Raw genomic sequence first — 22,014 nt, 5'->3', positions numbered from 1 at the left:
CCCCCAGCCCGGTGTGGGTGACACCTTGAGGATCGCGGTCTTCTACGACTTTCTCCAGACCGTGGGCGGCGGGGAGCGCGTGGCCCTCACCCTCGGGAAACGACTGGGCGCAGACGTCGTCACGACGGAGTTCGATCCGGGTATCCTCGGGCGAGCGGGATTCGCGGGCGTGCACGTGATCCCTCTGGGGCACCTCCGGGCCGGACCCCCCTGGAAGCAGATCCAGGCGACGTGGCGGTTCCTCCGCGCTCGACTGCCCGGATACGACTTCTACGTCGTCTCCGGGAACTGGGCGCAGTTCGCAGCAAAGCACCACCACCCGAACCTGTACTATTGCCTGACACCCACACGGATGTTCTACGACCAGCGTGCGGCAACCTTGGCCCGAGAGCCCGTTTCTCGCCGCTTCGCGGGACGCCTCTGGATCGGCGCGCACGCGGCGCTCGATCGCCGCGCTGTGGCGCACTGCGACCGCATCACGGCCATCAGCGAGAACGTCCGCGCCCGCGTGCAGCGATACTACGGCCGCCAGGCGGACGTGATCTATCCGCCCGTGCAGACATCCCGCCTCGGCTTCCGCGAGATCGGCGACTTCTGGCTCTCCGTGAGCCGACTCTACCCGGAGAAGCGGATCGACCTCCAGCTCGAGACCTTCCGCCAGCTGCCCTCCGAGAAGCTCGTGATCGTTGGCGGTTACTCGAAGGGCGATTGGACGGAACGCTACGTCGCAGGACTCCGGCCACCGCCGAACGTCACGCTCCTGGGCGAGATCACGGACGCCGAACTCGTGGACCTGTACGCCCGGTGCCGTGGGTTGGTGACCACGGCGGTGGATGAGGACTTCGGGATCACGCCCGTGGAGGCCATGGCCGCAGGGAAGATCGTCCTGGCGACGAACGAGGGTGGCTACCGCGAGACCGTGGTGCACGGAAGGACAGGATACCTGCTCCCGCCGTCCGCCGAGGCGTTCGCGGGCACCATTCGCCAGTTGGATGATACGGCCCTCGTCGCGATGCGGGAGGCGTGCGCGGCCCGGGCACATGAGTTCGACGAAGAGGTCTTTGTCGCCAGGATGAAAGCCGCCCTCGAACGACATCCCTCGTGACGAGTGCATCGAACAACGGCCGCGAGGGACCGGGTCACGGTTTCGGCGGCATCTCGAAGCAGGCCGTGCAGTTCGGGTCGATGTCCCCGAGGCTCTTGTGGTAGTCGCAGAAGCGGGCCGTCTGCATGAGTCCCGAGCAAAACTCGTTGATCGTGGAGATCTGCTGGGACATGGACATCCCGTCCGCGATCCGGCCCGCGAGCTTGTCCACGAACGCCTTGATCTCCGGGAAGCGGCGGAGCATGTCCTGGTCTACGCCGCGGCTCTGCGTGTTGTAGTGGCTCACCGCGGCCTGAGTGATTCCCATGGACCGGGCCACGTCCACCTGTTTCATCCCGTACGTGCGGAGGAGCTCTTTCGCGAGCCGAGCACGAATCGTCGGCAGGAGCTTCGCCACGATGACTTCCTGAGGCTGTTGCATGGGGATGGCCTGGATCCCAGGCTAGCGGTCTAACTGTATAACGCTGTATTTAACCCTGAGGTAAAAGGGCGGCGGCTCATGGGTGCGCGGAACGCGGTGCCATCGGTGTCCCTGGAATCGGGCACCCTCCCGCCTGACCTCGCCCACAAGCCCGTTCCATGGCCCGCGACAGTTCGCGTGCCGTGGTCGCGGAGTCCGTCCGGGGGAGCGGGAGCTTTCTCCGGAATCAGTGTTCCGCGGCGCCCTCCGTCTGCAGACCCACGTCCTTCCGAGGGCCGCGGGCGACCTCCCAGATGAGCCCCGTCCCGACTTCGCGACGGCGGACCGCCCCCTGGACCTCCAAGTCCTCGAGCAGGATCTCCGCCTCGTCGTCCGTCACCCCGAGGATCGCGGCCACCTCGAGGGTCGCGCACCGCTCGAAGCGGCGGAGAAGGGTCTGGACGTTCTCCGTGGTCGCATCCAGGGGGGTTGGGTACACGTCCGGCGCGAATTCCTGGAGGGCCTCGTCGAACGCGTCCCACGGCTGCCACCCGTCCAGGCGCGCGGTCGCGGGGTCGCGGCGCAGCTCGAACGTGGGGAAGCCGGTGACGCTCTTGGAACGACACGTATCGAGGTCGGCGTGGAAGGCCGCCTCCGCCGAGCCGTCGTCGAGCGCTCGGATGAACGCCTCCGCATTGAGCCCGAGTTCCGCGGCCAGCTCGATCTGGACCGCACGCGTGGTCGTCTTCCGACCTTCGAGGTACATAGCCTCGCGGTAGTGCCGCAGGTAGGGGTACTCCCGGCCCTTCCCCTGGAGTCCCGCGGCCTTCACCGCGATGCAGGAGGGCCACGTCGACTTGAGGTCGTCGAGGGACACCATCATTCGGGACACGTCCATGGGCATGCGATGGTGCGCCCCCACGGCGTCCAGGAACGCTCGCACGGAGTCCTGCCACCGTCCCCCGGACATCCGGGACCAGTACTCCAAGATCGGGCCAAAGTCCTCGAAGAGGCCGCCCATGACCACGCCGACCTCGACGGTCGCGGCGTACCGCACCTGGAGGCGGCGGATCGCGGGCTCGCAGCCCCAGCACCAGACGTTGATGGGGTCCGTGAACCAGGTGACCTGGACGCGGCCGGGCGCAGCCCGCGGGGTCGAACCCGTCTCGATCGCCGTGGCGATGGCGGGCGCCATGGTCGGCGCACGGCAGGCGCCCCCGCCCCTTAATCTTGCGTACGGGAAGCCGCTCGGCGCCCGGCGCATCCTGTTTTCACGGCGCGGAACGGACGAGGAAGCGTTAAGTGCACCTTCGACGACGACGCACCTAGAGCGCGGTGTGGTTATGCGGTTCCTGCGCGGAAGCCCGCAGGTCGAAGTGTCGGGCGGCATCCGGGTGAAGCCCGAGAGCGTGCACCTGCTCACGGAGTACGTCCTCAACCTGTCCATGAGCGCCCGATCGGACTACGACATCACGCCCCTCTACGAGACCTACCTGGGCGACGCGAGGCTCGGCGACTTCGAGCGCGAGGAGCTCATGTGGGTGTACATGTCCCTGCAGCTGACGCCTCCCGCGACGTCCGAGGACAAGTGATCGTCGGGAGGAACCAAGGAGCCCCAAGGAGATCCGTGCTATGACCGCGTCGATTCCCGACCAGGCCGAGATGAAGGCGAGGAAGCACTTCAAGGCCAAGGTGTGCCTCGTGGGCAACCCCGCGGTGGGCAAGACGTCCCTCGTCCGCCGCTACGTCATGGACGCGTTCGACGACCACTACCTGACCACGGTGGGCACGAAGGTGTCCAAGAAGCCCGTCCGGGTGACGAACCCCTCCCAGGGCCTCGACGCGGACATCGACCTGATGATCTGGGACATCATGGGCCAGCCCGGGTTCCGGGAGATGTTGAAGGACGCATACTTCTTCGACGCGAAGGGGGTGCTCGCGGTCGCCGACCTGACGAAGAAGGACAGCCTCGAGGACCTGAAGCACTGGATCGCGTCCGTCGAAGGCGTCACGGGCAAGGTGCCCATCGTGGTCGCGGTGAACAAGTCCGACCTCACCGGGGACGCCCAGTTCACGACCGCGGAGGCCGTTCAGGCCGCCGAGGTCCTCGGGGCGGATCTCTTCCTGACCTCCGCGAAGAACGGGTCCAACGTGGAAGAGGCGTTCCGTCGCCTGGGCGCCCGCGTGGTCCACAATGCGATGCGCGGGAACGGAACCGGCGACTGACCTCCCACCCACCACGCGGGGAAAGCCACCCGGGAGAATCGAACTCCCGACCTGCCGCTTACAAGGCGGCTGCTCTACCGACTGAGCTAGGGTGGCGCGGTCCGCCCATCGCCGCCATCTGTAAAAGGGTTTCCCGCCTCGGATGCAGGAATTACTCTCAAATCTGCGAACTAGGGAAGAGCCTTTATCCCGCCCATCCCGGCTCCGACCGCCGTGGCCGACCTGCCGTGTCCCAATTGCGGGACTCCCCTCGCATTCTTCGAGCAGTACCAGCGGTACTACTGCCTCCGGTGCGGTCAGTACGCCCCCGAGGGATACGGCGACCGCGGCGCGAAGCGCTGCGCCACCTGCGGCGGGGTCCTGTCTTTCGTCACCCAGTACAACCGGTTCTACTGCTACCGATGCAACACGTACGCGGCCGATGAGCCGGGGCCCGCGGAGACACCGCCCGTGCAGATCGCTCCCGCCGCGTCGGCGCCGAACGCGACGCCCTCCTCGCCACCCGCCGCGATCGCGCCCGCAACGACCGAATTGGCCGTCGCTCCCTCCTCTCCCGAGGCGACTCTGGTCTCCGCGGCCACGCCGACGCCCGCCGTCCCCACGGTCGCGCCGACCCCGCAGGGGCGCCCAGCGGCCACGCCCGAGGCCGCCACTCCACCTGCAGTCCTTGAAGTCCCGCCAACCGCGATCCCGGAGCCCGCGGCGGCAGAGAAGCCCTCCGAGCCGGCGCCCGCGGAGCCCTCCCCCGAGATCCGGAGGCTCGCGGCGTCCAAGCCCGCAATCGTCCGCGTGAAGATCTTCACGCTCAAGAAGTCCGAGCTCATCGACCTGTGCAAGGCGTACAACCTCGATCCCTCGGGCACCAAGGAGCAGGTCCAAGAGCGTCTCCTCAGCTACCTGCACGACCTCGAGGCGGAGGAGACCCCGAGCGAGGAGCCTGACACGACGGCCGAGGAGACCGTCCCCGCCGCGGCCGCGTTCCCGACGCCGGTCGCCGTCGTGGAGCCCGCTCCCGCGCCCAAAGCACAAGCCGCGTCAACCGTCGAGACGCATGCCGCTCCGGCGGCTGTGGTCCAAGTCCAGAAACCCGAGTCGTCACCCGTGGTCGTCGAGGTGCCGCGCACCGCGGCAAAGATCGAGCATCCCTGCCCCAACTGCGGACGCGAGCTGACCTTCATCGCTCAATACGACCGGTACTACTGCTACTTCTGCCAGCGGTACGCCCCGGCGGCCCGCGCGAAGGGCGCGTGCCCGACGTGCGGGGCAACGATGCGCTGGATCGATCAGCACCAGCGGTGGTGGTGCGATGCGTGCCAGAAGTACGCCCCGGCCGACCTTCCCAAGCCGGCGATCGCGGCAGCTGCCCGTCCCGCTGCGACGGCCTCGTCGACGACGACCGGCATCTCGCGCCCTGCGATCGTCATCCACCACCACGCGAGTCCCGCGATGGGCATGGGCCTCATCGGCGTGGGCGTGGTCCTCTGGATCATCTACGAGGTGTTCGGCGTCCTCGCGCCCGCAGTGAACCTCGCGGTGAACAGCCCGTTCTCGGACGGCCTGGGCGCGTTCATCGAGTTCTTCGCGTTCCTCTTCGTCGCGGCCGGTGCCCTCATCGGGCTGTCCAGCCTCCGCGATCGGATCTGACGCGCCGCGGTGCACGCGGGTGCCGGTCTCGCTGGGAGACGAGACGGGTCACGCCTTCAGGTCGAACGTCAGGGTCACCGAGACGTCTCCGGGAAAGCCCACGGTCACGCTGAAGTGCGCGGCGCCGAGGGCGTTCGCCAAGGCGCTGAGAGCGGCCCGGAGGTCCGCAATCACGGAACCTAGCTTGGTCACCAGGGAGGGCCGCTTCTGGGCGACCGCGCTCGCGAACGCGTTCGTCTGCAAGAGTTGACTCGTGGCCTCCTCGATTCGACCCGCCTTCGCGAGCTGCTGCGCGAGCGCATACTCCACTCGGAGGAGGTCCTGGAACTCCGAGGTCGCGGCGTCCAGCAGCGGAGCGTCCAGGTCGCCGCCCGCCTTCCAGGCTTCCAGGGCATCCTTCCCCTTCGAGGCCATCTCCCGGCCCCCTCATGGCGGCGGGTAGTCGCACGCGCTTCCCGGCGCGGGACACTGGGTCGCGGCGCTTGGTTTCACGATCGCGTTGATGAAGAACCCGTAGGGAAAGGGGGGCGGGAAGGCTTGGAGGGTCTGGAGGTATCGCCCCGAGGCGTCGAAGTAGTCGATCCAGACGGTCTGGCAGTTCGGACCACACGGATCCGCGATCTCCGGGTTCGCCAAATCCGCACGAGGGTCAACCACCATCTCCGCGATCTCGTGACTCAGGGCGAGGGCGTAGAGGTTCGCTTCGTCCTTCACCGTGAGGCCGGTACCCATCACGTTCACGAACGCGTAGGGGACGTTTGCGAACCCATGGTAGCCGCCGACGCCCTGCTTCGGATCGGCGTCCGTGTTCACGACGCCCGGCGGGTTCAGGATCACGACGCACGTGTCCGGGGTCAGGCGGTTCTGGCTCACAATCGCGTTCACCCAGCCCTGGAGGGTCTGGTCATTGTACGTGCCCCCGGGGACGTTCGCGGCAAAGGCCACAGGACCCGGGGCCACGGCCACCCCGTTGGGACCGTACTGGGTCGCGTACCCAGAAATCGGCGCGGCCACCAGGCGCGCGAACGCAATCGCCGTGTCGAGGTCGGCCGAGTTCACGGCCACGGAACCCCGAGCCGTTGCGAAGGTGATCTGGACGAACACGAGCGTGCCGTGGAACAGCGGTGCCGAGGCGGACGTCCGTTTCGGCGGCAGGGGCGAGCGGCGCAGGGCTTCCGCGAGGCCGGCGACGCGACCAAGATCCTTGGGATCCACTGCGGTGTGCAGGCGGGCCAGGAGCTCGCGCGGGACGCGCGTCCCGAATCCTCCCGGCGGCTCCTCGCGGGGCACGAGGTGAGGAGCGTTCTGCTGCAGGTGGCGGGCGTTCTTGATCGCGCGGGTCACGCAGAGATTCGGCATGGGGTCACGGTCCGGGTTGGATGTCGATGGCGAGCAGGTTGATCACGTACCGTCCCGTTAGGGCCTGGCGCAAGTCGATGTTCCGGAGTCCGACGAGGGTCACGTTCACGGCGGCGAGGGAGGCGAGTTGGCGCGCGGCCCGCGTCCCCGCGAGCGCGATGACCTCGATCGGGTGGCCGATGTCCGGGCTCGTGAGCGTGCATGTGGACGGAGCGCCGCCCGCTCCCGGGGTAACCTGACTCACCGCACCGGGGACGCTCACGTAGTTCTCGTCCTGGCCGTCCATGTTCGTGAATGTGAGGGTGTCCGCAGCGCGGTCGTAGGAGGCGCGGATCTTGCCATCCTGGACGTTCAGCGGATGGGGCGAGGTCCACGTGTGGATCGATGCGGGGTCCGGAAGGTCCACGTCAAAGGCCTGGGATACCCCCGCGAGGGCGACGGCGCGCACGGGGTGGATCTCGAAGATGTGCGCGTCGTCGTTCGCGGCGAAACCGGGATGCTCGAAGAGGCAGCGGAACCAGCCGCTCGCGCTCATGGCGGTCCCGATCGCCGCTTGGAACGTTGGCAGCCATGCGGTGGCATGCTGGAGCTCGCACGTGACATGCGGCGTCAGGGCGCGGCCCCCCACGCAGAAGTGGAGGTCGCCGTCGGCCTCGATCCCGTACTTCCCGCCGTTCGCGCCCAGCGCCACCGTGCGCCGTCCCGTGGCCGGGTTCAGGGAGACCACCTGCTTCGCGAGGAGGGTGCCGCCCACGGTCACGTCTTGGAGGATCGCCAGGGACGAGGCCTTGGGAACGAGGATTGCCTTGGGCGGCCCGGTCCGAATCGTGTACGCGTTGACAAGGGGTGCAAGGCTCGTCGCCGGAATCATGCGAGGGTGCGGCTAGACCGAGTCGGTTGAAGAGCCTTTGTCGATGCGGGGCCCGCAAGGTTTTTCCCATGTGGCTCGTTCGAGCGGCCGTCCATGCGCCTCCAACAGATCGTCAAGGATGAGCGCCACCCGCACGACTTCGACCCGCGGGAGTACATCTCCACGTGGACCGAGAAGGATCTCCTCCATGGGAAGGTCGTGGACGCCTGGGTGATCATCTTCCGCACCCGAGGTTGCTACTGGGCCCAGGCCTCGGGTTGCTCCATGTGCGGATACGTGAACGACGTGGCCCGCGAGGTGTCCGTGGCCGACCTCGGGCACCAGCTGGACTCGGTCCTCCGGAGGCACACCGGACAGCCCCTGGTCAAGGTGTACACCTCGGGGAACTTCTTCGACGACCACGAGGTCGTGCCCGAGATGCGCGACCGGATCCTGAAGGAACTCGGGGACCGTTGCGACAAGGTCATCGTGGAGACCCTCTCCCATCTCCTGCGGAAGGACCAGCTCGAGCACGCGATGACCTTCGTGGACGCGCTCGAGGTCGCGTTCGGGCTGGAGTCGACCAACCCCCGCGTCCTCCGAGAGAGCGTGAATAAGGTCTGGGGGCTGGATGAGCATGCGCGGGCGGCACGCTTGTGCCACGAGGCGGGGGCCACGGTCAAGACGTACCTCCTGATCAAGCCGCCCTTCCTCACGGAGCGCGAGGCCATCGAGGATGCGGTCACCTCGGGCCACGAGGCCGATCCGTACAGCGACACGATCTCCTTCAACCCCGTGAACGTGCAGAGCCGCACGCTCGTCGACCGCCTCTTCCGTCGAGGCGAGTACCGGCCGCCGTGGCTCTGGTCCGTCGTCGAGGTCCTGGAGCGGACGCGGGACCTCAAGGCGCACGTGAAAAGCCATCCCACCGCAGGCGGCATGATCCGCGGCGCCCACAACTGCGGCACCTGCGACCGCAAGGTCGTCGACGCGATCGAGGAGTTCTCCCTAACCTTGAGGACGGACTTCGCCGACCTGTCGTGCGAATGCCGGGCGCTCTGGCGAGAGTACGCGGACATCCAGGAGTTCATGCGCACGCCTGCCGATCCGCGGTTCGCGCTCGAGTCCTAGGACCGCGATCCTCCGGCAGCTTCAAGCAAGCAGGCCTCGCTTCCTCTTGCCGCCCATGCGGGACTACTACGAGGGGCACCTGTCAGGAGCCCGCCTCCTCGAATGCTACCGGCTCGCCCCACCGAGGATCCAGCAGTACCTGGACCGCGAGATCCGCTTCGTGCTCGGCCGTGTCCGTGGAGCCCGTTTCGTCCTGGAACTCGGATGCGGCTATGGCCGCGTCATGAAGCGACTCGCCCCGTTCGTGGCAACGATTGTGGGGTGCGACACGTCCGAGGAAAGCCTGCGGTTCGCGACATCCTACCTGGGTTCGCGACGCAACTGGGCGGTCGTCCGCACGGATGCCGCCCGGACCGGCTTCCGCGCGGGGATGTTCGATGCGACGGTGTGTGTCCAGAACGGGATATCCGCCTTCGGGGTCGACGGCGGACAGCTCGTGGCCGAGGCCGCGAGGATTACGAGGGGCGGCGGGCAGATCGTCTTCTCCAGCTATTCGCCGCGGATTTGGCAGGACCGACTTGCCTGGTTCGGCGAGCAGGCGCGGGCCGGTCTCATCGGACCCATCGACCCATCGCGGACGCGGGACGGGACCATCGTTTGCACGGACGGATTCCGCGCGACGACCGTGGATGCGGGCGGGTTCTGGAGACTATTCGAGGGGGCGGGGTTGAGCCCCGAGCTCCACGAAGTGGACAACTCTAGCCTGTTCTGCGTGGCGGTGAAGGACGCGGATCCGCAGGCCCTGCCGCCGGTCCGAGCGGATTCGGCCCACCGACCCATATCTTTAGAAAGCGGGGCGGACTCGGCCGCCGGGTGAGTCGGATGGCGTCGGGAAAGGGCAAGGCCGTGCTGAACTGGCTCCTGGCGGAGGACCAGCCGGCGGTGCGGTATCTCACGCTGACCCAGTTGCTGGAGAAGCCCGCGGACGACCCCGAGGTCCTCGAAGCCAGGGAGGCGATCCCGCGCCGGGGCTGGGCCGCGGACGTCCTCTCCCGCCAAGATGCGGGCGGGTGGTGGGTCCGGGAAGACAAGCTGTACCGGCCCAAGTACCTCTCAACGAACTGGATGCTCCTCGTCCTCGCGGACCTCGGAATGACCCGGGAAGACCCGCGGATCGAGAAGGCCGCGGACCTCTGGATCAAGCGGTTTGCGGCGGAGGACGGAGGGTTCGGGATCGACAGCAACAAGGCAAGCCACCTCTGCACGGCAGGCAACACGGCGCGGGCACTCGTCCAGTTCGGGTACGCGGACCACCCCGCGGTGCGCGCCTCGTTCGGCTGGTTCGTGAAGAACGCGAGTCATCTCGGCGGATGGAGCTGCTTCGGGAGCGGACGCAACCTGGACTCGTGGGAGCCCATGAGCGCGTTCGCCGTCTATCCGAAGCCCAGGTGGACCGCGGGCATGCTGCGCGCGGTCGAGCAGGCCGCGGAATTCTACCTGGAGAGGGAGCTCCACAAGCAGGGGGACCACTACGAGCCGTGGTACCGCTTCCACTATCCCATTCACTACTACTACGATCTGCTGGTCGGACTGGACTTCATGACGGCCTTAGGCTACGGGGACGATGCCCGGCTCAAGCACGCGCTCTCCGTGCTCCGGAAGAAACGCCGGAGCGACGGCCGGTGGAACCTCGACGCGGTCCACCCCGACGTCGAGGGGACGATGCTGGAGTGGTTCGCCAAGCACCCGAAGGACCGGCCGACGCCGTTCGCCCTTGAGAGCACCGGGGAGCCGAGCAAGATGATCACGCTGCGCGCGCTGCGGGTGCTCCGACGGGTCGAGGACGGGAGGCCGGGCAAACCCGCTTAAGCCGCCCCCGGCTTCCCCGGCGCGTGGCCCAGGCGATCTCGGCCCGCGAGTTGACCAAGGAGTACAAGGGCAGCCGCGGGAAGCGCGCGCTCGACCGCGTCACCTTGGACATTGGCCGCGGCGAGATTTTCGGGCTCATCGGGCGCAACGGCGCGGGCAAGACGACGTTCCTGCGGATCGCGGGCACCCAGCTCCTCCCGACCTCGGGCCGCATCGAGGTCCTCGGACACGACGCGGTCGGGAATCCGCATGCGGTACGGGACCTCGTGGCCGTGATTCCGCAGGAATCGCGACCCTTCTTCTACGCGACGCCGTTCGAGCACGTGTACTACTACCTCCTCATGCGCGGCGTGCCTTCCCCCGAGGCCCGGAGGCGCGCCCTCGACACCCTGGAGCGCCTCGGCCTCGCGAAGGGCAAGGACACGGTCCTCTGGAAGCAATCCGGCGGCCTGCGACGTCGCGTGCTCGTGGCCATGGCCCTCGCCTCGGGCGCGGAACTCCTCTTCCTCGACGAGCCCACGACGGGCCTCGATGCCCTCGCCCGCCGCGACGTGTGGGTCGCCGTCGAGGAGGCCGCCAAGGAGGGACGCACAATCCTCCTCACCACGCATTACCTCGAGGAGGCGCAGCTCCTGAGCAAGCGAATCGGGATCCTGAACGAGGGAAGGGTCCTCGCGGTCGGGACGCTCGACGAGCTCGTCGCGCGGGTGCGCTGGCCGTTCCGCGTCGCCCTGACGGGCCGCGGCTTCGAGACCGAGGAGCTCGCGACGTTCGGCGAGTCCGCCGCGATCGGGGATTCCCAGATTGTGCTCACGAACCGCGGCGGCGCGGAGGAGCTGACTCGCCTCGCTCTCGCCCGCGGGGTCCGCGCGGTCGCGGGGCCCGTGACCCTGGAGGACCTCTTCGTCCAGCTCGTCGGCGGATCCGTCGAGGAGGAGACCGCGCTAGAGGAGGAGGTGGAAGCGTGAGCGTCCGGACCCAACTCCGCTCGTCGTGGGGGCTGATCGCCCTGAACGGGATCATCCCCGTGAAGCGCATGCCCCTCTACCTCGTGAACACCCTGGGCGCGCCGTTCTCGTTCCTGTTCTTCATCTACGTCGTGAGCCGGGGCCAGCTCGTCGGCTATGGCGTGGCGGGCGGGCTCGTCCTAACGACGTTCTCCATCGGCACGAGTCTCCAGGCGGACATGACGCACTTCCGCGTGGACCTCAAACTCCAGGACATGGTCGTCGCGTCGCCCATGCGCGCATGGACGTACGTCCTCGGGATGGCCCTCTCCGAGCTCGCCTTCGCGACGCCCGGGATTGTCGCGTTCCTCTTCGTGGGTTACACGACGCAGGCCCCGGGCGTCCTCGGCCTTCCCATCATCGTGGGAACCCTCCTACTGGTCTGGGGCCTCGGCTGTTCCTTAGGCTTCTTCCTGGCGACGTACCTCCGGGACATCCGGGAGACGTTTGCGATCTCCCCCCTGCTGTCCCTCGTGCTCTCCGTGCTCCCGCCCGTCTACTATCCAATCACCGTGATCCCGGCCGATCTCCGCATCCTCGGGTACCTGGCGCCGACCGCGGATGCCTCCCTGCTGATCCAGGGGGCCCTCGGGATCCCGACCCAAGGCTCGGTCAACTGGGTGTGGGCCGCCGGGATTCTGATCGCGTTCACCGTGGCCTTCATCCTGCTGGCCGCGTTCAAGGCCCAGTGGCGCGAGAAGTAACGTCCCGCCGGGACCGGGGAACGCCCCGCCAAGGTCTCCTGCGCAGTACCTGGAAGGGCGCAAATTTCATAGCCCGCACCACCCTCCGGGCGGCCCGATGCGGGCCTACGAGTTGCGCCGGGGCCAGGGGAAGAAGCTCGAAGGGGACGGGCTCCGTGCAATCGCGGCGGAGACGTTCGGCTCCGCGAACGTGGAGGACGCCAAGGTGGTCGCCTCCTTTGGAGCCATCGAGAAGCTCATCGCATGGACGGACGGCAAGCAGCTCTTCGTGGACATGGTCATGAAGCCGGGGGTCCCCGACGAGCTGGCCACGGAGACGATCTCCCGCAACAACCGGTTCCTAGAAGCCGCGACCGGCTACACGGCGAAGGAACGCGGGAAGAAGGCGCAGGGAGCGGCGAAGAAAGGGACCGCCTGACCCGCTCCGCCGGACCGCGGGAATCCAACACGCGCTCCTCGTTCACCGACCTCCCTCCCCCAAAGAGTTATGCCGCCCTCCGGCCTCGGAAGACGGGATGAGCCAGGTCGAGCTCGTGCGGGAGCAGTGGATCTTCGACCACGTCGCCCCGGACGTCCGCTCGATCACCCTGGAGTACACGGTCCGCAACACAGGGCCGGACGAGCTCTTCCAACTCTTCCTGCCGCTGAACGCGTTCCTGGCGAACCTCCAGGTCCTCGACGAGGACGGGCGTCATCTCAACTACCTCCCGAACCGAGAGGTGGAACGGGCGCTCCAAGAGGTCCGGAAGGAGAAGCCCGGAGCCTACGACCGCGCGATGACCGCCGCCCCGCATCCGCAGTACCGCATCAGCATCGTCCTTCCGCCCGACGCTCCCCTGCGGCCCGGCGCCATGCGCACCCTGCGCCTCGTGCACACGGACGGGGAGAAACCGCGGTACCTTGCCCTCCGCGCCCTGACGCTTCCGTCGTACCACATCTCCCACGTCCGGCGTGTGGGGCAGCCGTACGGGATCCATGTCGCGGTGAACGCGCCGCCGGACACCCAGCTCGCGGTGGACCTGGACGACAAGACCGTCCGGAGCCGCGAGCACTACCACGCGACGCCGCCCGCGGACATCGACTACCACTTCAACGCGTACCTGCCGCCGCCGGGCGACGAGCCGTACGTGTGGCGGGCCAACTACCACATGGGCCCGGCCTTCATGGAGGAGCTCGTCCTCACGGGTTGGCTCCTCCTCGCGGCGGTCCTTGGGATCGGGGTCCTCCTCGCCGCCCTCTCGAGCTCCGCCTCCGCCCAGACGGCCAGGGAGATGCTCGCGATCTCCGGCGGCGTGTCCGCGACCTCCGCGGGCCTGCTCCTCGCGCTCAGGAACGCGTGGGCTTCGCGGTACCTCAAGCTCCTGATCCCCGTGTTCGCGATCTCGGCGATCGCGTGGCTGCTCTGGTTCGTCCACGGTGGATGATCGCCTTGGACAAGCCTTTATACGCGGCGGGGGATACAAATCCCGGGATGAGCGGGGAATCGGACACCTCCACGGCGAGATACCTCAAGGACCACCTCGAGCAGATCGTGGTCGACACTTCGGAGACGTCCTCCGCGCCTGGCCGCCTCAAGCTCCACGACAAGAAGCCGAAGCCGAAAGAGGGCTGACCCCGGCGTCCTCGGTCAGACCCGCCGCCAGCGGAGCGGTTTGGCGCTCTTGTCCCGCATGAGCACGCCCTTGGCCTCAAGATCCAGGTGGACGCACTTCACCCACCAGCTGACCTTGCCGCGGCCCGGGAACAGCTTGGAGTCCGCGACGGCCGCCGCCGCGGCGAACATCTCGCTCTGCGTGAGCCCAGGACCGCTCTTCGGGAGGATCGTCAGAAGGACCTTCTTCATGGACTCGTAGTGCTCCGCGTCCACGGAGGACCTGTAGCCCGGAGCGTTCACGTTCTGCACTATGATCTTCGGGCCTTCCGCGGCCTTGGCGGACATGATTGCCTCGCCGCAAGGCACGCCGCGGCTCGAGATAGCCCTTTTCCCAGGTGGACCCGACGGGCCCCTGCTCCAGCGGTTCGAGGCCATACCCTTAAGGGGACGATGCGGTACTCGGCCCGATGCCCGAGAGTGCAGCCTTTGATCATCTCGGCCTCGACCCCGTCCTCCTCAAGGCCGTCTACGCGATGGGGTACGAGGCGCCGACCCCAATTCAACGCGAGGCCATCCCGATCATCCTGAAGGGCCGGGACGTAATCGGCACGGCCCAGACGGGCTCGGGGAAGACCGCGGCGTTCGTCCTCCCGATCCTCCAGAGGCTCATGGGACAACCGCCCGGACGCACCCGCGTCCTGATCCTGTCGCCCACCCGCGAGCTCGCGGCCCAGACCGAGGCGGCGCTCCGCCAGTTCGGCAAGGGCACGCGGGTCCGCGGGCAGTCCGTGTACGGGGGTGTCGGCATGGCGCCCCAGGAGCACGCGCTCCGGGGCGGCGCGGACGTCGTCATCGCCACGCCGGGGCGCCTCCTGGACCACATGGGCCGCCGCAACGTGGACTTCCGCGCGCTCCAGGTCCTCGTCCTCGACGAGGCGGACCGCATGCTCGACATGGGCTTTCTTCCCGACATGCGACGCATCATCAGCGCCCTCCCGCGGGAGCGCCAGACGCTCCTTTTCTCCGCCACGATGGAGCCCGAGATCGAGTCCCTCTCGCGGAGCATCATGCGCGATCCCGTGCGGATCGCCGTGTCGCCGCCGCACCGGCCTCCGCCGACGATCCGCCACGAGGTGTACCCGGTGCCCCAGCACCTGAAGACGGCCCTGCTCGTCGAGCTCCTGGGCCGGGAGGACATGATGTCCGTCCTCGTGTTCGTGCGGACGAAGCGCCGGGCGGACCGCGTCGCGCGGCAGGTCGGCCAGGCGGGCTTCGAGGTCGCGCGAATCCACGGGGACCGGAGCCAGAGTCAGCGGGACGCCGCGCTGGCCGGATTCCGGAGCGGGAGGCACCAGGTGCTCGTGGCCACGGACGTGGCGGCCCGCGGGCTGGACGTGGAGGGCATCTCCCACGTGATCAACTACGACGTCCCCATGGTCCCGACGGACTACATCCACCGCGTGGGCCGGACGGCCCGGGCAGAGGCGGAGGGCGAGGCCATCACCTTCGTAACTCCCGAGGACGAGGGCGAGCTCCGGGGAATCGAGAAGGCCCTCGGGCGCGCCATCCCCCGCGTCACGCTCCCGGACTTCGACTACCGCGCGCCGCCCCCACCGAAGCTCCACGCGCCACCGCGAGGCCGGGCATCCTCACCCCATCGCGGGCCCGGCCGCCGAGAACACCGTCGTTTCCGCTGACGGGTCGATCCGTCGACCGGAACTGCTTGGGCTACGCGGCCGATTCATCCGCGGCGGGGAGCGTCTCCGAGGACTCGGTTCCCTGTACCGTCCGCAGGAGCGGCCTCAGCGCGACGTTCGGATTCACGGCGAGAGCCACCGCGAAGCCGGCAAGAAGAGCGTGCTGGAAGATCCAATGAAAGAGGAGAGCGGGGCCGAAGAACGAGTCCGGCGCGATGGCCCCCGTTGACACGGAGGCGCCGAGCACCCCCAGCACCTCATTGATCAGCCCGCCAAGACCGAGCCCCGTGAGCGTGGGCGGCACCCAGAGGCCCCAGGTCACGCCGGCGACGACAAGGGCGCCGCGCAAAATCCAGCCCTCCATTCCTCGGGTCGCGCGTCGAAGCCACGCGAGCGACTCCTTGGGGAACATCCCCGCGGCGATGGCCGCGAGGGCCAGGAGCTGATGCTCGAAGATCCAGTGGTACCAGAGCCCGGGGCCCGCCGATCCCGGCGGGACGTCGACCCACTCCACGAACATCGCCAGGGACCAGGTGATCCCCGCGACGAGGAGGGCGACCCGCAGGACCGAGCCGGCCACGAATCCGCGATCCAGCCTCGGCGGCGTGGGACAGGAGTCCGCGGGAATCCGCAGGGCGCGCTCCTGGGCCAGGAGCGCCACGCCCACCACGACGAGCTGGAACACGTCCAGATACCAGTTCTCCCGCAGCAGGAGGGCGATGTCCGTCCCGCTCGCGGCCGCCACGACGGCGACGCCCAAGGCGCCCGCGCACGTCGTGCAACAGCACGCGCCCATGGTCGCGAGGCCGGTGATCGCGGCTCCCGCCCCCGCGGCAGTCGGGGTCGCCTTGTTTCGGGTCCCATCCACCGGGGATTCGCGCAGCCGGGGAATCGCGGTGACCAGGGCGGCGGTCCCGCCAATCCCCACACCCGCCGAGACGAGGGCCATGGTCAGCGTAGGGAGGAAGAGGAGGTCGAGGGCGACGCCCGGGGTGAAGACGAAGAGCTCCGGGAAGTCCCACCAGGGATTCCCGGAAAGCTGGACGGATACCATCGCCGAACCCGGGAGGTCAGGGAACGTGAGCATCTGGCCGATCAGCATGGAGAGGAGGAGGAAGGCCAGGCCGATCCCCAGCGCCAGAGCCCGAGTGCGCCGGGTCGACAGGAGTGCGCGCGTCCGCCGCAGGGAGGTGAGCGAGACGATTCGCCCCAACGTCTCCACCGCTCGAATGGCCCTTCCTCCCGGGACGCCGAAACGACCCATGCGGGCCTCGGGCATAAGGCTTGCCGGCGCGACGATCCTCGCCCCCAGGGACCCTCGCCCGGTATTGCGGTCCGCCGAAACCCGCTCGCTCCCGCCGCGCCCTAGGAAGGCTCCGCGGCGCGCGAGCTCTCGACGTAGGCCTTGAGGGAGTCCAAGACGGAGCGCCATAGGGCGCTCCAGTCCCCGGGGACCTCCTTGGGGGCGCGGTGGGCGATGTGCACCGCGGTCTGCGGCCCTCGCGGGGCCAGGTCGATGTGCACGCTTGTCGTCACAGGCAGGCCCTCCGTGGGTACCGGCCAGGTGAAGACGAGGGTCTGCGGGCCGTCGATCGCGGTAATCGTCCCTTCCACGCGGCCCAACGGCAAGGTGGTCTCGAAACGTCCGCCTTCGTCCGCCTCGATGATCGCGTCCTGACCCCACCACGCGGCAAGGCGTTCTTGGCTCGTGAGGGCCGCGAAGACCTCGAAGGCGGGCGCGTCAATCGTGATCTTGGCGTCTCCCAGCACGGCGGCGCGCGGCACCGGGGGCTTGGCGGGCGGCGGCGGGGGGTTGCTGGGCGGAGGGGCTCCGGGAGCAGCCACGGGCCCCGTCAAGCACGACAGGGGTCAAAACCCTGTCGCCCCGGGTATCGCCGAGGCGGGGCCGTGCCCGCTAGCCGCTCGGGCGGAGCGCACGCAAGACGTCCTCCGTGGTCCGGACGCGCCCGATCCGCGGGAAGATCTCGCGGAAGGTCGTCGCGTGGGCGTCCGCCGAGCGGGAGGCGCATGCGTCCTCGATGAAGATCTGGTTGTACCCGCGCTCGTAGGCATCCCGGGCCGTGCTCTCCACGCCGAAGTTCGTGGAGATGCCGCACAGGAGGATCGTGTCAATCCCGCGCCGGCGGAGCTGCAGGTCGAGGTCCGTCCCGTAGAACGCGCCCCACTGCCGCTTCCGGACCACGTGGTCCCCCGGTTTGGGTCCGAGCTCAGGGACGATCTGGTCCCAGCCCGGCGCGGGCGGCGGACGGGCCGGCATGGGGTCGGTGACGGGATGGAGCGCGTCCTTCCCGTCCGGGGACGGACCCACGTGGACGAGAACCACGTACGCCCCGCGCGACCGGCAGGCATCCGCGAGGCGGGCGGCGTTGGCGACCACGCCTGCGGTCCCATGGGGTTCCGCGGGCACGCTCACGATCCCTTTCTGCAGGTCGATCACGACGAGCGCGAGCCGCTTGGGGTCGAGTGCGAGTTCCTCGGGCATGGGGACACCGCCGGGCGAGGCCCTAGTGCGGGGGTTGCTCCGGGGGCGGGGTCCCGCGGGCAAAGCCCATCTGGAGCATGCTGGGCTCGATGAAGTACAGGGAGAACTCCCGTCCTGCGGCGATGCGTCGGGCCTCGCCCCGTGCCCTTCGCCTCGAGGAGGACGTGCAAATCACGTTGCCGTCCAGGACCGCGATCCATTGGTTGGGGTACTTCTGAACCAGGTCCAAGAGATTGGCCGCGAACCATTCGTCGTTGCTCGCCGCGCTGCTTGCCGCCATGAGCGGGCCTCCTCCGACTACGCTGGGTGCCCGTTGGCCGAAGAGCCGTTCACCCTCATGGACCTTCTGGGGACCGCTCCTCGTCGGGCCTGTCCCGAGGGCCTAGGGAGACCGCGCGGCGCGAGCCGATTTCGGGCGGCAGGAATCCCTTTAGCGCCCGAGCGCATGCGGGCGGTCATGTCCCTTGTCCGACCGGTCCTCTATCGGGACGCGGCACTCGCGGAGGGCAGCGGCCCTGCGCTGCAGAAGGATGTGAGTGTCCTGACCGACGGGGGCCGCGTGGCGTGGATCCGCCCCCTCGCCGAGGAACTCAAGCTTCCCGAACACACGCGGGTCGTGGATGCAGGCGGCGCGACCATCGTCCCGGGCATGGTGGACGCCCACAGCCACGTGACGCTTCCTGGCGGATCGCACTGGATCGACCGCGGCTTCGACCCGGCGGAGGACCTCCTCGCCGCGGCGGAGGACAATGGCGACCTGCTCGGGCAAGCGGGCGTGCGGTGGGCCCGGGACGTGGGCTCCCCGGCGGTCGTCGATCCCGCCGAGGGTCGGAAGCGGGCGCTCTCCCTTCGCGTGCGGGAGCGCTGGAAGCAGGACGCGACGCGGCCGCGGCTCCGAGTCGCGGGGACGTGGCTGGCCCACACCGGCGTGCTCCCTCCCGGGCTCACGATCGAGGCGGACGACGGTCCCCATTTGCTCGCCGCCGCGAAGGCCCAGCTGGACGACGGGGCGGACTTCCTCAAGCTGTACCTGGACGGCCCGAAGAAGGACGAAGCGCCGTGGTCCAGGGAGGACGTGGTGGCGGTCCGGGAGATGGCGCACGCCCGAGGGGCGAAGGTCACCGCGCATTCGGGCACGCTCGCAGGCGCTCGTGTCGGCATCGATGCCGGCCTGGATTCCTTGGAGCACGGACTCGACCTTGACGAGGAAGCGGCCGGGAACATGGCGCGCCAGGGCATGTTCCTCGTGAGCACCCTCGCCCTCTTCCGCTCGTGGGCGACGTTCTCGCAGACCACGACCCTGCCGCGGTTCATCGGCCAGGAGGGCAAGGAGCGCACCGCAAAGCGACGTGAGCGGGCCTTCGACAGCGTGCGGCTCGCGCATCGGGCCGGGGTCCGGATCGCCACGGGGACGGACTTCGGCGGCGGATCCCTTCGGGCCAACCACCTGGCCTGGGAGGTCGAAGCCCTCGTCGAGGCGGGGCTCAAACCCTGGGAGGCCCTCCGGGCCGCGACGGTGCGCGGCGGAGAACTGCTCGGGGAACCGGAGGCGGGCCGGATTGCGGAGGGTGGCCCTGCGGACTTCTTCCTCGTCCACGGCGATCCGCTCTCGGATCCCACGGCGCTCTGGCGCGTGTGGAAGGTAGCCTGGCGGATCTGACGCTACGCGAACCCTTCAGCTCCTTCCTCCGTCTTGACGCGGCAGGAAAAAGAACGACCGGGTGGGATCCTCCGAATCCCGCCCCGGTCGCAGCGCGCATGGTGGCCCTTCCGGGCCCAGACGGCCTAGCCTCCTCTGCCGAGCAGGGTGTCCAGGCGCTCGTAGCTTTCGCGCATGCCCCACTCCATGCCGGAGGCGAGCATGCCGTCGCGGTCCTCCTGGTTGCGGTAGACGGCCCGAACCGTCAGCTTCGTCTTGCCGCCGCGGGCCTCCTCGAAGGTCAAGGTTTCCGTGATCACGTGGCCCGGGGTGCCCTCGTACTCGAAGGTCCAGCTTAACCGGTTCGGCGGCAGGATCTCCAGGAACTCGCCATGGAACCCGTGCTCCGTTCCGTCGGGTGTGCGCTGCACGATGCGCCAAGGCCCGCCCGGCCGCGGTTCCCATCGGTCCACGGTGGTCGCGTACTCACGGGGTCCCCACCAGTCCTCCATGGCCCTTGGATCCAGATGGGCTTGGAACACGCGTTCCCGCGGCGCGTCGAACACGCGGGTGACGAGGACCTCCCGCTCCGAGGGCAACGACACCTCGGTCGGGTGCCGCGCTTTGGCCGCCCCGGCCTCGCTGCCGAGTACCCTGGCCAGCTTGTCGAGCTGGCTCAACTGCCCTTGCCGCGCCAGTTCCTCCCACTGCGCGCTGTGCATCTTCGAGGAGGTGAAGACGACCTTCGTGCCACCCCGCACCGGAAGGAAATCGACTTGCGTCGTGATTTCGTAGGGAGCGACGTCGGGGATGAAGTCGATGCGGGTCCTCAATGCCAGCCGCGTGGGCGGCGTCACCTCCGTGAACACGTTGTGGGCTTCGCTCGTGGTCGGCATGCCCAGCTCCTTCAGCGCCTCGATCTGCTCCGGCGCGGTGGCTTGCATCTTGTAATCGAAGGTCCCGCCCGGCCGTAGGTCCAGTCTGCGGACCGTCGTGGTGAACCCCTCGGGCCCCCACCACGACTCGACGCCCTCCTTGGTGGTCCACAGGGCCCACATCCTCTCGACGGGCGCCTTGAACGTGCGCTCGATCGTGAAGGCTTGAGGCCGCAACCCGCGACCGAGGAGTCCGGCCAGCTTCTCGAACCCGGCGTTCCAGCCCTTCACGGCGCCCTCGCGGTACTCCGGCGGGACTCCGGTCACCGTGACGGTCATCCGTGTCCGCTTCCCGGCCACGGCGAACTTGACCGTGATCAGGAAGGATTTGTCCGGCGCGCCCGAGGCGAGCTCCCGGTAGGGCTTCACGACGTGGAATACCCCGTCCTGGGGATTCCGGTTCCCGTCGGGCTGCGGCATGTCGAACCGCACCCGCCCGCCTACCCGGACATCGTACTCCTGGATCACGAGGTCCAGCCCGGGCGCCGGGTTGAACCATTTCGCGAACTTCGCCGGGTTGGTCCAGTAGGACCACAGCGTCTTCGGGGACGCGTCGAAGATGCGTTCGACCTTCAAGTCCTTCGGCACTGCCTTCTTCTTGGGTGTACTCTTCTTCGTCATGAGGTGTGCTCCCCCTTTCCTTCCGTCATCGATTCTTCTCCAGGTGCTTGGCCAAGCGGTCGAAGCGGTCCTCCCACAGGACGCGGTAGCGGGTGAGCCAGCCAAAGGCCGCGCTCAGGGGTGCGGCGTCGAGCCGGCAGCGCCGGACGCGGCCCTCGGGCGACACCTTGATCAGCCCCGCATCCTCGAGCACCCGGAGGTGCTTCGAGATGGCGGGGAGGCTGACCTTGTGGGGCTCCGCGAGCTCGCCTACGGTGGCGTCCCCCCCGGAGAGCTGCTCTAGGATTGCGCGCCGGATGGGGTGGGCCAACGCCGCGAACACGGCGTCCAAATCCAGAGAGGCCATCTTTCGCTTAACCATCTGGTTAAGTGATAGGCGTCGTGCATATTTAACCCTTTGGTTAACTAACGCGACTCCATAAGGATGGCTGCACGAACGATTCGACACCCCCGAGGAACACGCGACCTCCTTCCGGCGGATTCATCGCCTAAGGTAAGAGTCTCACCGCGAAATGACTCCCAGGAAACCAAGAGGTCCAAGGAACACGCTCTTGATTCTAGTAATCTAGTTGTGTGATCTGTATGAGATTGCCGCAGGTGTCATCGAATATTGCAATGGTGGATCCAGTCACTTTGGTCGGCGCCATGGTAAATTCGACTCCAAGCGTTTTCAGTCTTGCATGCTCCTTTTGAATGTCCTGTACGAAAAATGAGGTTGCACGAATGCCTTGCTTGAAAAGAGCTTCCTAATACGCTTTCGCAGCTGGGTTGTCATTTGGCTCAAGAACCA

26 protein-coding genes, 1 tRNA gene and 1 pseudogene are annotated in these 22,014 nt (G+C 68.1%); 14 read left to right on the top strand and 14 right to left on the bottom strand.

Annotated elements, in window-relative coordinates; genetic code table 11:
• The first annotated feature begins 25 nt into the window (after nt 1-25).
• A complete protein-coding gene (locus VEY12_04565) occupies nt 26-1,105 on the top strand; it encodes a glycosyltransferase (protein HYM39404.1) in 1,080 nt (359 codons plus the stop codon).
• Between the two features lie 34 nt (nt 1,106-1,139).
• Here the strand turns inward: VEY12_04565 and VEY12_04560 are convergent, their stop codons facing one another.
• Nucleotides 1,140-1,526 carry a transcriptional regulator gene (locus VEY12_04560; GenBank protein ID HYM39403.1) on the bottom strand — a complete coding sequence of 129 codons (387 nt, stop codon included), beginning with the start codon at nt 1,524-1,526 and terminating at the stop codon, nt 1,140-1,142.
• Between the two features lie 226 nt (nt 1,527-1,752).
• Nucleotides 1,753-2,700, bottom strand: coding sequence for a DsbA family protein (locus VEY12_04555; protein ID HYM39402.1), 948 nt, complete (start codon nt 2,698-2,700; stop codon nt 1,753-1,755).
• 148 nt (nt 2,701-2,848) lie between these two features.
• Here VEY12_04555 and VEY12_04550 point away from each other — a divergent pair, with 148 nt between their 5' ends.
• Nucleotides 2,849-3,097: a hypothetical protein gene (locus VEY12_04550; GenBank protein ID HYM39401.1), complete on the top strand. Its 249-nt coding sequence runs from the start codon at nt 2,849-2,851 to the stop codon at nt 3,095-3,097.
• A 40-nt stretch (nt 3,098-3,137) separates the two neighbouring features.
• Nucleotides 3,138-3,731, top strand: a complete 594-nt coding sequence (locus tag VEY12_04545; GenBank protein ID HYM39400.1) for a Rab family GTPase — start codon at nt 3,138-3,140, stop codon at nt 3,729-3,731.
• A gap of 23 nt (nt 3,732-3,754) precedes the next feature.
• Here the strand turns inward: VEY12_04545 and VEY12_04540 are convergent.
• Nucleotides 3,755-3,827: transfer RNA gene (locus tag VEY12_04540), tRNA-Thr, on the bottom strand.
• A gap of 117 nt (nt 3,828-3,944) precedes the next feature.
• Between VEY12_04540 and VEY12_04535 the strand changes: the two genes are divergently transcribed.
• Nucleotides 3,945-5,375 (top strand): SAP domain-containing protein, encoded by a 1,431-nt coding sequence (locus VEY12_04535; protein ID HYM39399.1) that lies wholly within the window; start codon nt 3,945-3,947, stop codon nt 5,373-5,375.
• Between the two features lie 48 nt (nt 5,376-5,423).
• Here VEY12_04535 and VEY12_04530 read toward each other — a convergent pair whose 3' ends face one another.
• The 3 genes from VEY12_04530 to VEY12_04520 are packed head-to-tail and all read right to left on the bottom strand — an operon-like array spanning nt 5,424 to nt 7,605.
• On the bottom strand, nt 5,424-5,789 hold the full coding sequence (locus VEY12_04530; protein ID HYM39398.1) for a hypothetical protein: 366 nt from the start codon (nt 5,787-5,789) through the stop codon (nt 5,424-5,426).
• A 12-nt stretch (nt 5,790-5,801) separates the two neighbouring features.
• Nucleotides 5,802-6,734, bottom strand: coding sequence for a hypothetical protein (locus tag VEY12_04525; GenBank protein HYM39397.1), 933 nt, complete (start codon nt 6,732-6,734; stop codon nt 5,802-5,804).
• A 4-nt stretch (nt 6,735-6,738) separates the two neighbouring features.
• Complete coding sequence (locus tag VEY12_04520) at nt 6,739-7,605, bottom strand: hypothetical protein (GenBank protein HYM39396.1); 867 nt, start codon at nt 7,603-7,605, stop codon at nt 6,739-6,741.
• A 93-nt stretch (nt 7,606-7,698) separates the two neighbouring features.
• On the opposite strand from VEY12_04520, the gene VEY12_04515 reads away from it, so the two are divergent.
• From VEY12_04515 to VEY12_04480, 8 genes are all read left to right on the top strand, one after another.
• Complete coding sequence (locus VEY12_04515; protein ID HYM39395.1) at nt 7,699-8,715, top strand: archaeosine biosynthesis radical SAM protein RaSEA; 1,017 nt, start codon at nt 7,699-7,701, stop codon at nt 8,713-8,715.
• 55 nt (nt 8,716-8,770) lie between these two features.
• Nucleotides 8,771-9,532, top strand: coding sequence for a class I SAM-dependent methyltransferase (locus tag VEY12_04510; protein HYM39394.1), 762 nt, complete (start codon nt 8,771-8,773; stop codon nt 9,530-9,532).
• Nucleotides 9,529-10,524 (top strand): hypothetical protein, encoded by a 996-nt coding sequence (locus VEY12_04505; protein ID HYM39393.1) that lies wholly within the window; start codon nt 9,529-9,531, stop codon nt 10,522-10,524. The genes VEY12_04510 and VEY12_04505 overlap by 4 nt, the downstream gene beginning before the upstream one ends.
• 23 nt (nt 10,525-10,547) lie before the next feature.
• Nucleotides 10,548-11,492, top strand: a complete 945-nt coding sequence (locus VEY12_04500) for an ABC transporter ATP-binding protein (protein HYM39392.1) — start codon at nt 10,548-10,550, stop codon at nt 11,490-11,492.
• The gene (locus tag VEY12_04495; protein HYM39391.1) at nt 11,489-12,235 is read left to right on the top strand and encodes an ABC transporter permease; all 747 of its coding nucleotides are present in this window, start codon (nt 11,489-11,491) and stop codon (nt 12,233-12,235) included. The genes VEY12_04500 and VEY12_04495 overlap by 4 nt, the downstream gene beginning before the upstream one ends.
• A gap of 97 nt (nt 12,236-12,332) precedes the next feature.
• Nucleotides 12,333-12,653, top strand: a complete 321-nt coding sequence (locus tag VEY12_04490) for a DUF5611 family protein (GenBank protein ID HYM39390.1) — start codon at nt 12,333-12,335, stop codon at nt 12,651-12,653.
• Nucleotides 12,654-12,750: 97 nt separating this feature from the next.
• Nucleotides 12,751-13,659 carry a hypothetical protein gene (locus VEY12_04485; GenBank protein HYM39389.1) on the top strand — a complete coding sequence of 303 codons (909 nt, stop codon included), beginning with the start codon at nt 12,751-12,753 and terminating at the stop codon, nt 13,657-13,659.
• A 47-nt stretch (nt 13,660-13,706) separates the two neighbouring features.
• Nucleotides 13,707-13,847, top strand: a complete 141-nt coding sequence (locus tag VEY12_04480; GenBank protein ID HYM39388.1) for a hypothetical protein — start codon at nt 13,707-13,709, stop codon at nt 13,845-13,847.
• 15 nt (nt 13,848-13,862) lie between these two features.
• Here the strand turns inward: VEY12_04480 and VEY12_04475 are convergent, their stop codons facing one another.
• Nucleotides 13,863-14,195: a hypothetical protein gene (locus tag VEY12_04475; GenBank protein ID HYM39387.1), complete on the bottom strand. Its 333-nt coding sequence runs from the start codon at nt 14,193-14,195 to the stop codon at nt 13,863-13,865.
• Between the two features lie 101 nt (nt 14,196-14,296).
• On the opposite strand from VEY12_04475, the gene VEY12_04470 reads away from it, so the two are divergent.
• Complete coding sequence (locus VEY12_04470) at nt 14,297-15,526, top strand: DEAD/DEAH box helicase (GenBank protein HYM39386.1); 1,230 nt, start codon at nt 14,297-14,299, stop codon at nt 15,524-15,526.
• A 31-nt stretch (nt 15,527-15,557) separates the two neighbouring features.
• Here the strand turns inward: VEY12_04470 and VEY12_04465 are convergent, their stop codons facing one another.
• The 4 genes from VEY12_04465 to VEY12_04450 all read right to left on the bottom strand — a co-directional run bounded on the left by VEY12_04465 (nt 15,558) and on the right by VEY12_04450 (nt 18,309).
• The gene (locus VEY12_04465) at nt 15,558-16,790 is read right to left on the bottom strand and encodes a hypothetical protein (GenBank protein ID HYM39385.1); all 1,233 of its coding nucleotides are present in this window, start codon (nt 16,788-16,790) and stop codon (nt 15,558-15,560) included.
• Nucleotides 16,791-16,891: 101 nt separating this feature from the next.
• On the bottom strand, nt 16,892-17,371 hold the full coding sequence (locus VEY12_04460) for an SRPBCC domain-containing protein (protein ID HYM39384.1): 480 nt from the start codon (nt 17,369-17,371) through the stop codon (nt 16,892-16,894).
• Between the two features lie 70 nt (nt 17,372-17,441).
• Entirely contained in the window at nt 17,442-18,029 is a 588-nt protein-coding gene (locus VEY12_04455; GenBank protein ID HYM39383.1) for a hydrolase, read from the bottom strand.
• 22 nt (nt 18,030-18,051) lie between these two features.
• Nucleotides 18,052-18,309, bottom strand: coding sequence for a DUF5678 domain-containing protein (locus VEY12_04450; GenBank protein ID HYM39382.1), 258 nt, complete (start codon nt 18,307-18,309; stop codon nt 18,052-18,054).
• Nucleotides 18,310-18,486: 177 nt separating this feature from the next.
• Here VEY12_04450 and VEY12_04445 point away from each other — a divergent pair, with 177 nt between their 5' ends.
• The gene (locus VEY12_04445; protein HYM39381.1) at nt 18,487-19,689 is read left to right on the top strand and encodes an amidohydrolase family protein; all 1,203 of its coding nucleotides are present in this window, start codon (nt 18,487-18,489) and stop codon (nt 19,687-19,689) included.
• Nucleotides 19,690-19,814: 125 nt separating this feature from the next.
• Here VEY12_04445 and VEY12_04440 read toward each other — a convergent pair whose 3' ends face one another.
• The 3 genes and pseudogenes from VEY12_04440 to VEY12_04430 form a co-directional block, all read right to left on the bottom strand.
• A complete protein-coding gene (locus VEY12_04440; protein ID HYM39380.1) occupies nt 19,815-21,224 on the bottom strand; it encodes an SRPBCC domain-containing protein in 1,410 nt (469 codons plus the stop codon).
• A gap of 25 nt (nt 21,225-21,249) precedes the next feature.
• Entirely contained in the window at nt 21,250-21,585 is a 336-nt protein-coding gene (locus tag VEY12_04435) for a metalloregulator ArsR/SmtB family transcription factor (GenBank protein HYM39379.1), read from the bottom strand.
• A 196-nt stretch (nt 21,586-21,781) separates the two neighbouring features.
• A pseudogene (locus VEY12_04430) lies at nt 21,782-22,014 on the bottom strand (VOC family protein).

This window comes from Thermoplasmata archaeon (assembly GCA_035632695.1).
In the GTDB taxonomy this organism is placed as follows: Archaea; Thermoplasmatota; Thermoplasmata; order RBG-16-68-12; family RBG-16-68-12; genus RBG-16-68-12.
Note: the sequence above shows the minus strand (reverse complement) of the source record. Positions and strands in the feature narration are given on the sequence as shown.

Bases quoted from the DNA above. Each gene is read 5' to 3' on its own strand.
- VEY12_04525 (HYM39397.1), bottom strand. From the start codon at position 6,734: ATGCCGAATCTCTGCGTGACCCGCGCGATCAAGAACGCCCGCCACCTG.
- VEY12_04465 (HYM39385.1), bottom strand. From the start codon at position 16,790: ATGGGTCGTTTCGGCGTCCCGGGAGGAAGGGCCATTCGAGCGGTGGAG.
- VEY12_04530 (HYM39398.1), bottom strand. From the start codon at position 5,789: ATGGCCTCGAAGGGGAAGGATGCCCTGGAAGCCTGGAAGGCGGGCGGC.
- VEY12_04450 (HYM39382.1), bottom strand. From the start codon at position 18,309: ATGGCGGCAAGCAGCGCGGCGAGCAACGACGAATGGTTCGCGGCCAAT.
- VEY12_04455 (HYM39383.1), bottom strand. From the start codon at position 18,029: ATGCCCGAGGAACTCGCACTCGACCCCAAGCGGCTCGCGCTCGTCGTG.
- VEY12_04445 (HYM39381.1), top strand. From the start codon at position 18,487: ATGTCCCTTGTCCGACCGGTCCTCTATCGGGACGCGGCACTCGCGGAG.
- VEY12_04520 (HYM39396.1), bottom strand. From the start codon at position 7,605: ATGATTCCGGCGACGAGCCTTGCACCCCTTGTCAACGCGTACACGATT.
- VEY12_04545 (HYM39400.1), top strand. From the start codon at position 3,138: ATGACCGCGTCGATTCCCGACCAGGCCGAGATGAAGGCGAGGAAGCAC.
- VEY12_04510 (HYM39394.1), top strand. From the start codon at position 8,771: ATGCGGGACTACTACGAGGGGCACCTGTCAGGAGCCCGCCTCCTCGAA.
- VEY12_04470 (HYM39386.1), top strand. From the start codon at position 14,297: ATGCCCGAGAGTGCAGCCTTTGATCATCTCGGCCTCGACCCCGTCCTC.
- VEY12_04560 (HYM39403.1), bottom strand. From the start codon at position 1,526: ATGCAACAGCCTCAGGAAGTCATCGTGGCGAAGCTCCTGCCGACGATT.
- VEY12_04440 (HYM39380.1), bottom strand. From the start codon at position 21,224: ATGACGAAGAAGAGTACACCCAAGAAGAAGGCAGTGCCGAAGGACTTG.
- VEY12_04550 (HYM39401.1), top strand. From the start codon at position 2,849: ATGCGGTTCCTGCGCGGAAGCCCGCAGGTCGAAGTGTCGGGCGGCATC.
- VEY12_04435 (HYM39379.1), bottom strand. From the start codon at position 21,585: ATGGTTAAGCGAAAGATGGCCTCTCTGGATTTGGACGCCGTGTTCGCG.
- VEY12_04485 (HYM39389.1), top strand. From the start codon at position 12,751: ATGAGCCAGGTCGAGCTCGTGCGGGAGCAGTGGATCTTCGACCACGTC.
- VEY12_04480 (HYM39388.1), top strand. From the start codon at position 13,707: ATGAGCGGGGAATCGGACACCTCCACGGCGAGATACCTCAAGGACCAC.
- VEY12_04515 (HYM39395.1), top strand. From the start codon at position 7,699: ATGCGCCTCCAACAGATCGTCAAGGATGAGCGCCACCCGCACGACTTC.
- VEY12_04490 (HYM39390.1), top strand. From the start codon at position 12,333: ATGCGGGCCTACGAGTTGCGCCGGGGCCAGGGGAAGAAGCTCGAAGGG.
- VEY12_04555 (HYM39402.1), bottom strand. From the start codon at position 2,700: ATGGCGCCCGCCATCGCCACGGCGATCGAGACGGGTTCGACCCCGCGG.